Origin of the sequence: Mycobacterium tuberculosis H37Rv, from assembly GCF_000195955.2 — a bacterium.
In the GTDB taxonomy this organism is placed as follows: Bacteria; Actinomycetota; Actinomycetes; order Mycobacteriales; family Mycobacteriaceae; genus Mycobacterium; species Mycobacterium tuberculosis.
The window spans coordinates 4,138,142-4,149,980 of the sequence record NC_000962.3 but is presented as its reverse complement, the minus strand read 5'-3'; the positions used below and the strand labels follow the sequence as shown (position 1 = coordinate 4,149,980).

The following is an 11,839-nucleotide window of genomic DNA, read 5'->3' as shown; positions in this document are numbered from 1 at the left end:
TACCCAGCCCGCGCGCTCACAGCTGCTACATAAGGGACGCATAGTCGCGTTACTGTTTGCCAAGGCATCATGCGACACATGAGTGAAACATCTGAAACCCCAACACCACCGCCTCACCAGACCCCCAAGGTGTTCAAAGCCGCGGCGTGGGTAGCCATTGCCGCCGGAACCGTGTTCATCGTGGCGGTCATCTTCTTCACCGGCTATATCCTCGGCAAGCATGCCGGTCACGGCGGCTTCCACCACCGGCAACACCACCAGCACCCGGCGATGATGCTGCGACCGGGCAGTCCGCACGGTGGGCCCGCGGCAGTGCGTCCCGGCCCAGGCCCGGGCGGGCCCGGCCAGGTGCCGTCGTCCGTCAGTCCTCCCGCGACACCCGCTCCGTAACCGACAACCAGCAGCCCGGTGTCCACCCAAGGCACCGGGCTGCACCAGTTCATGGCACGTTTGTAACCGCAACCCTTTACGGTGGTTGCCGGCCGAGCGATATTCAAAAGATGACCGAGACACCCCAACCCGCAGCGCCACCGCCGTCCGCCGCCACAACTTCACCGCCGCCATCGCCGCAGCAGGAAAAGCCGCCCAGGCTCTACCGGGCCGCAGCGTGGGTGGTGATCGTGGCCGGAATTGTTTTCACCGTCGCAGTCATCTTCTTCTCTGGCGCGTTGGTTCTCGGGCAGGGGAAATGCCCTTACCACCGCTATTACCACCACGGCATGTTCCGCCCCGTCGGTCCCGTTGCCCCCGGTCCAGGGATGGGATGGGTGTTCGGGTTCCCCGGCGGACCCCCTCCCCCAGGCATGGGCCCCGGTTTCCCTGGAGGCCCGGGTGGCCCGGCTGTTGGTCCGACTGGTCCGGGTCCCACCACCGCGCCGGCGCGCCCCTAGCGGCCGGGCGCACCAGCCCCTTTTCTTGACTCGTTCAAGAAAAGGGCCTTCTGTTTGGTCGGCCATGTTGGCATGATCGTGACCCATGGGCAACATCGACGTCGACATCTCGGCCAAGGTCTAGCTCCATGCGAATCGCCGCCGCGGTGGTGAGCATCGGTCTAGCCGTCATAGCAGGGTTCGCGGTACCTGTTGCCGACGCACACCCGTCGGAGCCCGGGGTTGTGTCCTACGCGGTGCTCGGAAAGGGGTCGGTCGGCAACATCGTCGGCGCCCCAATGGGGTGGGAGGCGGTGTTCACCAGGCCGTTCCAGGCGTTTTGGGTCGAACTACCGGCGTGCAACAACTGGGTGGACATCGGGCTGCCCGAGGTGTACGACGATCCCGACCTGGCGTCGTTCAACGGCGCTACCACGCAGACGTCCGCCACCGACCAAACCCACCTGGTCAAGCAGGCGGTTGGGGTATTCGCCAGCAACGATGCCGCAGACCGGGCGTTTCACCGCGTTGTCGACCGAACCGTGGGCTGCTCGGGGCAGACCACCGCGATCCACCTGGACGACGGGACGACGCAGGTGTGGTCGTTCGCCGGTGGGCCGTCGACCGGCACCGACGAGGCCTGGACCAAACAAGAGGCCGGCACCGATCGACGATGCTTTGTTCAAACCAGGCTGCGCGAAAACGTATTGCTGCAGGCCAAGGTCTGTCAGTCCGGCAACGCCGGTCCCGCGGTCAACGTGCTGGCCGGGGCAATGCAGAACACACTGGGCTGAGTTGGCCAGTTCATTCGCGCGGCGGGGCGGTCGGCAGGATAAACCGGTGGCGGCTATCGTTCTGGTAGCTGCGCAACCAACGGTCCGCAGGGCATGTTTTAGGCATGCGCCGGGCCCGGAGGGATCGTGATATGACGCTTGCCGCCATGACCGCCGCGGCCTCGCAGCTGGATAACGCTGCCCCGGACGACGTCGAGATCACCGATTCATCGGCCGCCGCGGAATACATCGCGGACGGCTGCCTCGTCGATGGTCCGTTGGGACGCGTCGGTCTGGAGATGGAGGCGCACTGCTTCGACCCGGCCGATCCGTTTCGCCGGCCCAGCTGGGAAGAGATCACCGAGGTTCTCGAATGGCTCAGTCCGCTGCCGGGCGGCAGCGTGGTCAGCGTGGAGCCCGGTGGTGCCGTCGAACTGTCCGGACCGCCCGCCGACGGCGTGCTGGCAGCCATCGGTGCCATGACGCGCGATCAGGCGGTGCTACGGTCGGCGCTTGCCAATGCCGGGCTGGGTTTGGTCTTCCTGGGTGCAGACCCGCTGCGGTCGCCGGTGCGGGTCAATCCGGGCGCACGCTATCGGGCCATGGAGCAGTTTTTCGCCGCCAGCCATAGCGGAGTGCCGGGTGCGGCGATGATGACCTCGACAGCCGCGATCCAGGTCAATCTGGATGCCGGACCGCAGGAAGGATGGGCTGAGCGAGTCCGCCTGGCGCACGCCTTGGGGCCGACGATGATCGCGATTGCCGCCAACTCCCCGATGCTGGGCGGCCGGTTTTCCGGCTGGCAGTCCACCCGGCAGCGGGTGTGGGGCCAGATGGACTCCGCGCGCTGCGGCCCCATTCTTGGTGCCAGTGGCGACCACCCCGGCATCGACTGGGCTAAGTATGCCTTGAAGGCGCCGGTGATGATGGTGCGAAGCCCGGACACTCAAGACACCCGTGCGGTGACGGACTACGTGCCCTTCACCGACTGGGTTGACGGTCGGGTGCTGCTGGACGGTCGCCGCGCTACCGTCGCCGACCTGGTTTACCACCTGACAACGTTGTTCCCGCCGGTGCGTCCTCGGCAATGGCTGGAAATTCGCTACCTCGACAGCGTGCCCGACGAGGTGTGGCCCGCGGTGGTGTTCACCTTGGTGACGCTGCTCGACGACCCGGTGGCGGCAGATTTGGCGGTCGACGCGGTCGAACCGGTGGCCACGGCCTGGGACACCGCGGCCCGGATCGGCCTGGCCGACCGGCGGCTCTACCTGGCAGCCAACAGATGCCTGGCCATCGCCGCGCGGCGGGTACCGACTGAACTCATCGGCGCGATGCAGCGGTTGGTGGACCACGTCGACAGGGGTGTTTGCCCGGCAGACGATTTCTCCGACCGGGTGATCGCGGGCGGCATCGCGTCAGCCGTCACCGGGATGATGCACGGGGCGTCGTGACTTCACCCGAGCAGCTGGCTTGTCATCTGGCGCGGGCGCGGGCGCGGACGTTGCGGCTGGTCGACTTCGACGATGCCGAGCTTTGCTGCCAGTATGACCCGTTGATGAGCCCGCTGGTGTGGGACCTGGCACACATCGGTCAGCAGGAGGAGTTGTGGCTGCTACGCGGCGGCGACCCAGGCCAGCCCGGGCTTTTGCCGCCGGCGGTCGAGGGTCTCTACGACGCCTTCGAGCATTCCCGCGCCAGTCGCGTGGAACTGCCGTTGCTGTCCCCGGCGCGGGCGCGGTCCTACTGCGCAACGGTGCGCTCCGCTGCGCTGGATGCCCTTGCCGCTCTACCTGAAGACGGCGACAGCTTCGTGTTCGCGATGGTGATCAGCCACGAAAACCAGCACGACGAAACCATGCTGCAGGCCTTGAACCTACGGACCGGCTCGCCACTGTTGGCCGCGACTTCCGCCCTGCCCGCCGGACGGCCGAGGATGGCCGGAACGTCGGTGCTGGTAGCCGGCGGCCCGTTCGTGCTGGGCGTGGACGCCGCGGACGAACCGTGCTCATTGGACAACGAACGTCCGGCTCACGTCGTCGACGTGCCCGCATTCCGGATCGGCCGGGTTCCGGTCACCAACGGTGAATGGCAAGACTTCATCGACGACGGCGGTTACACCCAGTCGCGGTGGTGGTCGGAACGTGGCTGGCAGCACCGCCAGCGCGCGGGGCTGACCGCTCCGCAATTCTGGAGGTCGGGCGGGCGGACGCGGACCCGGTTCGGGCACGTCGAGGACATTCCCGCCGATGAGCCGGTGCAGCATGTCAGCTACTTTGAGGCCGAGGCGTACGCCGCCTGGGCAGGCGCGCGGTTGCCCACCGAGGTGGAGTGGGAGAAGGCTTGCGCGTGGGATCCGGCGACTGGTTCCCGCCGCCGCTACCCGTGGGGAACCGAGGAGCCCACAGACACCTATGCCAACCTGGGCGGTCAAACGCTGCGCCCCGCGCCGGTGGGTGCCTACCCGGCCGGGGCATCGGCGTGCGGGGCCGAGCAGATGCTGGGCGATGTCTGGGAGTGGACCACCTCGCCGTTGCGGCCCTGGCCGGGGTTCGTCCCGATGGTCTATGAGCGGTACTCACAGCCGTTCTTCGGCGGCGACTATCGCGTGCTACGCGGCGGCTCGTGGGCGGTGGAGCCGGCCATCCTGCGGCCCAGCTTCCGCAACTGGGATCACCCGTATCGCCGCCAGATCTTTGCCGGTGTCCGGTTGGCGTGGGACATCTGATGTGTCGTCACCTGGGGTGGCTCGGGGCACAGGTCGCGGTTTCTTCGTTGGTGCTGGACCCGCCGCAGGGTCTGCGGGTGCAGTCATATGCGCCGCGTCGGCAAAAGCACGGGCTGATGAACGCCGACGGTTGGGGTGTCGGCTTCTTCGACGGTGCCATTCCCCGGCGTTGGCGCAGCCCGGCTCCGCTGTGGGGGGACACGTCGTTTCACTCGGTGGCGCCGGCGCTGCGTAGTCACTGCATCCTCGCCGCGGTGCGCTCGGCGACTGTCGGTATGCCGATCGAAGTCAGCGCGACCCCGCCGTTCACCGATGGGCACTGGTTGCTAGCGCACAACGGTGTGGTTGATCGTGCCGTGTTGCCGGCGGGCCCGGCGGCCGAATCGGTCTGTGACAGCGCGATACTCGCGGCCACCATCTTCGCTCACGGTCTGGACGCTCTGGGAGACACCATTGTCAAGGTCGGCGCGGCCGACCCAAATGCCCGACTAAACATCTTGGCGGCCAACGGTTCCCGGCTCATCGCGACCACCTGGGGAGACACGCTGTCCATCCTGCGGCGCGCCGACGGGGTGGTGCTGGCCAGCGAACCATACGACGACGACTCCGGTTGGGGCGACGTGCCGGACCGCCACCTGGTGGAGGTAACCCAAAAGGGTGTCACGCTGACCGCATTGGACCGCGCGAAAGGACCTCGATGAGAGTGTCGGTTGCCAACCATCTGGGCGAGGATGCGGGGCATCTGGCGTTGCGCCGCGATGTGTACTCTGGCCTGCAGAAGACACCGAAATCGTTACCGCCCAAGTGGTTTTACGACACGGTGGGTAGTGAACTGTTCGATCAGATCACCCGGTTGCCGGAGTACTACCCGACCCGAGCCGAGGCCGAAATCCTACGGGCCAGATCGGCCGAAGTGGCTTCCGCCTGCCGGGCCGATACTTTGGTCGAGTTGGGTAGCGGCACCTCGGAGAAGACCCGGATGCTGCTGGATGCGTTGCGCCACCGGGGATCGCTGCGCAGATTCGTCCCGTTCGACGTCGACGCCAGCGTGCTGTCGGCAACTGCGACCGCAATTCAGCGTGAATACAGTGGTGTCGAAATCAACGCTGTTTGTGGGGATTTCGAGGAGCATTTAACCGAGATTCCCAGGGGAGGACGGCGCCTGTTTGTGTTCTTGGGGTCCACGATCGGCAACCTCACGCCCGGGCCGCGCGCGCAGTTCCTGACGGCCCTGGCCGGGGTAATGCGGCCGGGCGATAGCCTGCTGCTGGGCACCGACCTGGTCAAGGACGCGGCCCGGCTGGTGCGCGCCTACGACGATCCTGGCGGGGTGACGGCTCAGTTCAATCGCAACGTGCTTGCCGTGATCAACCGGGAACTCGAAGCGGATTTCGACGTCGATGCCTTCCAGCACGTCGCCCGTTGGAACAGCGCAGAAGAGCGGATTGAGATGTGGTTGCGTGCCGACGGTCGCCAGCGGGTACGGGTCGGTGCACTGGACCTGACCGTCGACTTCGACGCCGGGGAGGAGATGTTGACCGAGGTCTCGTGCAAGTTCCGGCCGCAAGCGGTCGGTGCCGAGTTGGCCGCGGCCGGACTGCATCGCATCCGATGGTGGACCGATGAAGCCGGTGACTTTGGCCTGTCGCTGGCCGCCAAGTGAGCCGCGCCGGCGACGATGCAGGACGAAGCGATGAGGAGAAGCGGCGCAAACAGCCCCGCCGGCGATTCGCTGGCCGACCGATGGCGGGCAGCGCGCCCGCCCGTCGCGGGGCTACACCTGGACAGCGCGGCCTGTTCGCGCCAGAGTTTCGCCGCACTCGACGCCGCAGCCCAGCACGCGCGGCACGAGGCCGAGGTTGGCGGTTATGTCGCGGCTGAGGCCGCCGCCGCCGTGCTCGACGCCGGACGTGCGGCGGTCGCCGCACTGAGCGGCCTGCCCGACGCCGAGGTGGTGTTCACCACCGGCTCGCTGCACGCGTTGGATCTGCTGCTGGGCAGCTGGCCTGGGGAGAACCGGACGCTGGCTTGCTTGCCCGGCGAATACGGGCCGAACCTGGCTGTGATGGCCGCCCATGGCTTCGACGTGCGTCCGTTACCAACTCTGCAGGACGGCAGGGTAGCGCTCGACGACGCGGCCTTCATGTTGGCCGACGACCCGCCCGACCTAGTGCACCTGACCGTGGTGGCCAGCCACCGTGGCGTCGCACAGCCGCTGGCGATGGTGGCGCAACTGTGCACCGAGCTGAAACTGCCGCTGGTCGTGGATGCCGCGCAGGGCCTGGGCCACGTGGATTGTGCGGTGGGTGCCGACGTCACGTATGCCTCGTCGCGCAAGTGGATCGCCGGGCCCCGCGGAGTTGGGGTGCTGGCGGTTCGTCCTGAGCTGATGGAGCGGTTACGTGCGAGGCTGCCCGCGCCAGACTGGATGCCGCCGCTGACAGTGGCCCAACAACTCGGATTTGGCGAAGCCAATGTAGCTGCGCGAGTGGGGTTTTCGGTCGCACTCGGTGAGCATCTGGCGTGCGGGCCGCAGGCTATTCGGGCACGCTTGGCTGAGCTGGGCGACATCGCCAGGACCGTACTCGCCGATGTGTCCGGTTGGCGGGTGGTCGAAGCGGTCGACGAGCCTAGCGCGATCACCACCCTGGCGCCGATCGACGGCGCCGACCCGGCAGCGGTGCGGGCCTGGTTGCTCTCGCAGCGGCGGATCGTGACCACCTACGCCGGAGTGGAGCGGGCACCGCTGGAACTGCCGGCGCCGGTGCTGCGGATCTCGCCGCACGTGGACAACACCGCCGATGACCTGGACGCCTTCGCCGAGGCGTTGGTCGCGGCGACCGCGGCGACCAGCGGCGAACGTTAGCCTCAGCCGGCCTTGTGGGCGGTGAGTAGATAGGCGGGGAACTTCACCCGACCCTTCTCGTCGTGATCGTATGGCGGGAATTCGACTGGCGCTCCGGCCAGCTGGGGCGGAATCGTGACCGGATTGACATGAATGAAGGCGGGCCGGATTTCGTCGATCTTCCAGTATTTGCTCACCGCGGCACGCAACTCGTCCTCGTCGACTTCGTTTGGCTTGACTTCCAGCTCGGCGGGGAAGGCGCCCTTGGCGAAGACCAGCACGTAATAGCTGGCGCCCGGGGCCGCCGCGCGGTGCACCGAGCTCAGATAGCGGTCGCGGCTGTCCACCGGCAGCGAATGAAACAGGGTGCTGTCGATCACCGTGGAAAAGCGGCCGGCGGAGCCGGCTGGATAAGCCGCGAACTCCGTGATGTCGGCCTGCACGAAGCTGGCCGTGGTCAAACCGCGCTCCTCAGCGGCCTTGGTGGCAGCCGCGACGGCGGTGGGCGTGAGGTCGATGCCGACCACGGTGTAGCCGTCGGCGGCAAGGGCCAATGACAGTTCGGCGTATCCGCATCCGGCGTCTAGCACGTCACTGCGGACCTTGCCGGCCGCGATCAGCGTTGCCAGCTCAGGCTGGGGTTCACCGATGTTCCACGGCGGCGGCCCCTCGAAGGCGCCTTGCTCACGGTAGGCGCTGTCCCAGTCCATTACCTCGTCGGTCATGGCTCCCAACCTACTCGTGGACTACGTGTCCCAGGTATGCACGGGTTCGTTGCTGTGCATGTGCTCGCAGTACCGGCGCAGCATCTCAGCCAGTGCCGCGGGCCGGGTCAGCCCGCCGTCTTGTAGGGCCGCCACGGTGGCGACCTGCCAGCGCGCGCCGTTGCGGCCGGTCTGGGCGCGACCGCCGATGACACCCAGGAACCGGTCGCGTACCTCCGCGTCGACACCCCACCGCCGCAGTCCCTCGTGTGCCATTGGCAACAACGTGCCCAACACCAACTCCCGCGTCGTCACCTCGCCCAAGCCCGGCCAATCCAACTGGGCGTCCATGCCGTACCTGGCGGCTGCCAGGAAATTCGCTTGTGCCGCAGCGAAATTCATCTGCGTCCACAATGGGGGGTCGGCCTCGGACAGACCGCGTAGTGCGCCGTAGTAGAAGGCATGATTCGCCAGCATGTCAACGACCGTCGGCCCGGCGGGTAGCACCCGGTTCTCCAGCCGCAGATGCGGGCGCCCGTCGACCACGTCGTACACCGGCCGGTTCCACCGGTACACCGTGCCGTTATGCAGCCGCAATTCGGACAGGTGTGGGATGCGTCCAGCCGAAAGCTCTGCGAGGGGGTCCTCGTCGGACACCTCGGGTAGCAGGGTGGGGAAGTAGCGGATGTTTTCCTGAAACAAGTCGAGGACGGAGGTGATCCAGCGTTCGCCAAACCATACCCGGGGGCGCACCCCTCGCGATTTCAGCTCCTCGGGACGGGCATCAGTGGACTGTGTGAACAGCTCGATGCGGGTTTCCGACCACAGCTGGTGGCCGAAGAAATAGGGCGAGTTGGCACCTAGTGCTAACTGCGGTCCGGCCAGTACCTGAGCCGCATTCCAGTTAGCCGGAAAATCCGCCGGTGCTAGCTGCAAATGTAATTGCACACTGGTGCAAGCGGATTCGGGTGCGATGGATCCGGCATGGCAGCTCAGCGGTTCCGGGCCGGCGATGTTGATGGGGATATCCTCGCCGCGGGCCTTGAAAATCGACTCGTTGAGAGCCGCATAACGCGCTGATGCGCTCATCCAGCCGTCGGTCAGATGCTCTGGCATCAGTGTGGGCAAGATGCCGATCATCACGATGTGAGCTCCGCTGCAGCTGGCCTTGGTCTCGGCATCGTTGAGGCTGGCGCGGACTTCGTCCTCCAGCTCTAGGCAAGTGCGTCCCGGTAGCGGGCGAGGCGGAACATTGAATTCGATGTTGTAAGCGCCTAATTCGGTCTGGTACGCCGGGTCGGCGATGGCATCCAGCACATAGCGGTTCGACATGGCCGGCTGGTAGTCGGCGTCGACGAGGTTGCATTCGATCTCCATGCCGGTGAGTGGCCGGTCGGCCTCGAACCTGGTCTGCGCAAGCATGGTCTCGAAGACGTCCAAGCACAGCCGCACCTTGCGCCGGTACTCGCGCTGATGTTCGCGGCTATATGTGGTGCGCGTTACCTCTTCGCCCACATTGCTGATGCAACAGGTTTCGTGCCGGCAGCGCAAGAAGGGTGAGATCGTTCGCATCAGATGCATATCGAGTTAGCATCTGATGTATGCGCACTACGATCGACCTCGATGACGACATACTGCGGGCGTTGAAACGACGCCAGCGCGAGGAGCGCAAAACGTTAGGGCAGCTCGCCTCCGAATTGCTTGCGCAAGCTCTGGCGGCCGAGCCTCCTCCAAACGTTGACATCCGCTGGTCGACTGCCGACTTGCGGCCCCGTGTGGATCTTGACGACAAGGACGCTGTTTGGGCGATTTTGGACCGTGGGTGAGCGAAACCTTTGACGTCGATGTTCTGGTCCATGCGACGCACCGAGCCAGCCCGTTTCACGATAAGGCGAAGACGCTCGTTGAGCGATTCCTGGCTGGGCCAGGGCTGGTATATCTATTGTGGCCCGTCGCGCTGGGTTATCTACGGGTTGTCACCCATCCGACGTTGTTGGGTGCGCCGCTGGCGCCTGAGGTCGCCGTCGAAAACATCGAGCAATTCACCTCACGACCGCACGTGCGGCAGGTCGGCGAGGCCAACGGATTCTGGCCCGTCTATCGGCGAGTAGCCGACCCGGTCAAGCCGCGAGGCAATCTGGTTCCCGACGCCCACCTCGTCGCGCTCATGCGCCATCACGGCATCGCCACGATCTGGAGTCACGACCGCGACTTCCGCAAGTTCGAGGGCATTAGAATTCGCGACCCCTTCTCCGGCTGACGGCGTCGGACCCGCCGCTGCGGTGGACCATCATGGACGATTACATGCAGTGTCCGACGCCATCCTAGGAGAGCAATTGGCCGAGTCCTCGGATTTCATAGCCGCCATCGACCAGGGCACCACCAGCACCCGCTGCATGATCTTCGATCACCACGGTGCCGAGGTGGCCCGCCACCAGCTCGAGCACGAGCAGATCCTGCCCCGGGCCGGCTGGGTGGAGCACAACCCGGTCGAGATCTGGGAGCGCACCGCGTCGGTGTTGATCTCGGTGCTCAACGCCACCAACCTATCGCCGAAAGATATTGCCGCGTTGGGGATTACCAACCAACGTGAGACGACGCTGGTATGGAATCGGCACACCGGACGGCCCTACTACAACGCGATTGTATGGCAGGATACCCGCACCGACCGCATCGCGTCGGCGCTGGATCGAGACGGTCGTGGAAACCTGATCCGCCGCAAGGCGGGCCTGCCGCCGGCAACTTATTTCTCTGGCGGCAAGCTGCAGTGGATCCTGGAAAATGTCGATGGAGTCCGCGCGGCCGCCGAGAACGGCGACGCATTGTTCGGCACACCGGACACCTGGGTGTTGTGGAATCTGACCGGCGGGCCGCGGGGGGGTGTGCATGTCACCGATGTAACCAACGCCAGCCGGACCATGTTGATGGATCTAGAGACGCTGGACTGGGACGACGAGCTGTTGTCGTTGTTTTCGATACCTCGGGCCATGCTGCCCGAGATCGCATCGTCGGCGCCGTCGGAGCCTTACGGTGTCACGCTGGCGACCGGGCCTGTCGGCGGTGAGGTGCCGATCACCGGAGTTCTCGGTGATCAGCATGCGGCCATGGTCGGTCAAGTCTGTCTGGCCCCAGGGGAGGCGAAAAACACCTATGGGACCGGCAATTTTCTGCTGCTGAACACCGGTGAAACGATCGTGCGATCGAATAACGGCCTGCTAACCACGGTGTGCTACCAATTCGGGAACGCTAAACCCGTGTACGCGCTTGAAGGTTCGATCGCGGTGACCGGCTCGGCGGTGCAGTGGCTACGCGATCAGCTGGGCATCATCAGCGGCGCCGCACAGAGTGAGGCGCTGGCCCGCCAGGTCCCCGACAACGGCGGCATGTATTTCGTGCCGGCGTTTTCCGGGCTGTTCGCGCCATACTGGCGGTCCGATGCGCGCGGCGCGATCGTCGGGTTGTCGCGGTTCAACACCAACGCGCACCTGGCGCGCGCAACGCTGGAGGCGATCTGCTACCAGAGCCGCGATGTGGTGGACGCCATGGAAGCAGACTCCGGTGTTCGCCTGCAGGTGTTGAAGGTGGATGGCGGGATCACCGGCAACGACCTGTGTATGCAGATCCAGGCCGACGTGTTGGGTGTGGATGTGGTGCGGCCGGTGGTCGCCGAGACCACCGCACTAGGTGTGGCCTACGCGGCGGGCTTGGCGGTCGGGTTCTGGGCGGCTCCGTCCGATCTGCGGGCCAACTGGCGAGAGGACAAGCGGTGGACACCGACGTGGGACGACGACGAGCGTGCCGCGGGTTATGCCGGCTGGCGCAAGGCGGTGCAGCGGACCCTGGATTGGGTTGACGTGTCCTAGCTTTCGCTGTGCGCCTGAACATGTCCGCACGCTCGGGGGATCCGGCGCAGCGAAGACTAG

General features: G+C 65.9%; 13 protein-coding genes. 11 read left to right on the top strand and 2 right to left on the bottom strand.

Annotated features, from left to right (window positions below):
- Positions 1-69: 69 nt before the first annotated feature.
- The 8 genes from Rv3706c to egtE all read left to right on the top strand — a co-directional run bounded on the left by Rv3706c (position 70) and on the right by egtE (position 7,233).
- Complete coding sequence (locus Rv3706c; RefSeq protein ID NP_218223.1) at positions 70-390, top strand: hypothetical protein; 321 nt, start codon at positions 70-72, stop codon at positions 388-390.
- 110 nt (positions 391-500) lie between these two features.
- A complete protein-coding gene (locus Rv3705A) occupies positions 501-890 on the top strand; it encodes a hypothetical protein (protein ID YP_178006.1) in 390 nt (129 codons plus the stop codon).
- A 128-nt stretch (positions 891-1,018) separates the two neighbouring features.
- Complete coding sequence (locus tag Rv3705c; RefSeq protein ID NP_218222.1) at positions 1,019-1,663, top strand: hypothetical protein; 645 nt, start codon at positions 1,019-1,021, stop codon at positions 1,661-1,663.
- A 131-nt stretch (positions 1,664-1,794) separates the two neighbouring features.
- A complete protein-coding gene (gene gshA, locus Rv3704c) occupies positions 1,795-3,093 on the top strand; it encodes a glutamate--cysteine ligase (protein ID NP_218221.1) in 1,299 nt (432 codons plus the stop codon).
- Complete coding sequence (gene etgB, locus Rv3703c) at positions 3,090-4,367, top strand: iron(II)-dependent oxidoreductase EgtB (protein ID NP_218220.1); 1,278 nt, start codon at positions 3,090-3,092, stop codon at positions 4,365-4,367. The genes gshA and etgB overlap by 4 nt, the downstream gene beginning before the upstream one ends.
- Positions 4,367-5,068 (top strand): amidohydrolase EgtC, encoded by a 702-nt coding sequence (gene egtC / locus Rv3702c; RefSeq protein ID NP_218219.1) that lies wholly within the window; start codon positions 4,367-4,369, stop codon positions 5,066-5,068. Before etgB ends, egtC begins: the two co-directional genes overlap by 1 nt.
- Positions 5,065-6,030: a histidine-specific methyltransferase EtgD gene (gene egtD / locus Rv3701c; protein ID NP_218218.1), complete on the top strand. Its 966-nt coding sequence runs from the start codon at positions 5,065-5,067 to the stop codon at positions 6,028-6,030. The genes egtC and egtD overlap by 4 nt, the downstream gene beginning before the upstream one ends.
- A 30-nt stretch (positions 6,031-6,060) precedes the next feature.
- Positions 6,061-7,233 (top strand): pyridoxal-phosphate-dependent protein EgtE, encoded by a 1,173-nt coding sequence (gene egtE / locus Rv3700c; protein ID NP_218217.1) that lies wholly within the window; start codon positions 6,061-6,063, stop codon positions 7,231-7,233.
- 2 nt (positions 7,234-7,235) lie between these two features.
- Here the strand turns inward: egtE and Rv3699 are convergent, their stop codons facing one another.
- Positions 7,236-7,937, bottom strand: a complete 702-nt coding sequence (locus Rv3699; RefSeq protein NP_218216.1) for a hypothetical protein — start codon at positions 7,935-7,937, stop codon at positions 7,236-7,238.
- Positions 7,938-7,958: 21 nt separating this feature from the next.
- A complete protein-coding gene (locus tag Rv3698) occupies positions 7,959-9,488 on the bottom strand; it encodes a hypothetical protein (RefSeq protein ID NP_218215.1) in 1,530 nt (509 codons plus the stop codon).
- Between the two features lie 29 nt (positions 9,489-9,517).
- Here Rv3698 and vapB48 point away from each other — a divergent pair, with 29 nt between their 5' ends.
- From vapB48 to glpK, 3 genes are read left to right on the top strand one after another with little or no spacing between them, the layout of a single operon-like run.
- Positions 9,518-9,742, top strand: a complete 225-nt coding sequence (gene vapB48 / locus Rv3697A; protein YP_007412423.1) for an antitoxin VapB48 — start codon at positions 9,518-9,520, stop codon at positions 9,740-9,742.
- Positions 9,739-10,176, top strand: a complete 438-nt coding sequence (gene vapC48 / locus Rv3697c; RefSeq protein ID NP_218214.1) for a ribonuclease VapC48 — start codon at positions 9,739-9,741, stop codon at positions 10,174-10,176. The genes vapB48 and vapC48 overlap by 4 nt, the downstream gene beginning before the upstream one ends.
- Positions 10,177-10,225: 49 nt before the next feature.
- Positions 10,226-11,779, top strand: coding sequence for a glycerol kinase (gene glpK, locus Rv3696c; protein ID NP_218213.1), 1,554 nt, complete (start codon positions 10,226-10,228; stop codon positions 11,777-11,779).
- The last annotated feature ends 60 nt before the right edge of the window (positions 11,780-11,839 follow it).

Bases quoted from the DNA above. Each gene is read 5' to 3' on its own strand.
- Rv3706c (NP_218223.1), top strand. From the start codon at position 70: ATGCGACACATGAGTGAAACATCTGAAACCCCAACACCACCGCCTCAC.
- Rv3705A (YP_178006.1), top strand. From the start codon at position 501: ATGACCGAGACACCCCAACCCGCAGCGCCACCGCCGTCCGCCGCCACA.
- Rv3705c (NP_218222.1), top strand. From the start codon at position 1,019: ATGCGAATCGCCGCCGCGGTGGTGAGCATCGGTCTAGCCGTCATAGCA.
- gshA (NP_218221.1), top strand. From the start codon at position 1,795: ATGACGCTTGCCGCCATGACCGCCGCGGCCTCGCAGCTGGATAACGCT.
- egtC (NP_218219.1), top strand. From the start codon at position 4,367: ATGTGTCGTCACCTGGGGTGGCTCGGGGCACAGGTCGCGGTTTCTTCG.
- egtD (NP_218218.1), top strand. From the start codon at position 5,065: ATGAGAGTGTCGGTTGCCAACCATCTGGGCGAGGATGCGGGGCATCTG.
- egtE (NP_218217.1), top strand. From the start codon at position 6,061: ATGAGGAGAAGCGGCGCAAACAGCCCCGCCGGCGATTCGCTGGCCGAC.
- Rv3699 (NP_218216.1), bottom strand. From the start codon at position 7,937: ATGACCGACGAGGTAATGGACTGGGACAGCGCCTACCGTGAGCAAGGC.
- Rv3698 (NP_218215.1), bottom strand. From the start codon at position 9,488: ATGCGAACGATCTCACCCTTCTTGCGCTGCCGGCACGAAACCTGTTGC.
- vapB48 (YP_007412423.1), top strand. From the start codon at position 9,518: ATGCGCACTACGATCGACCTCGATGACGACATACTGCGGGCGTTGAAA.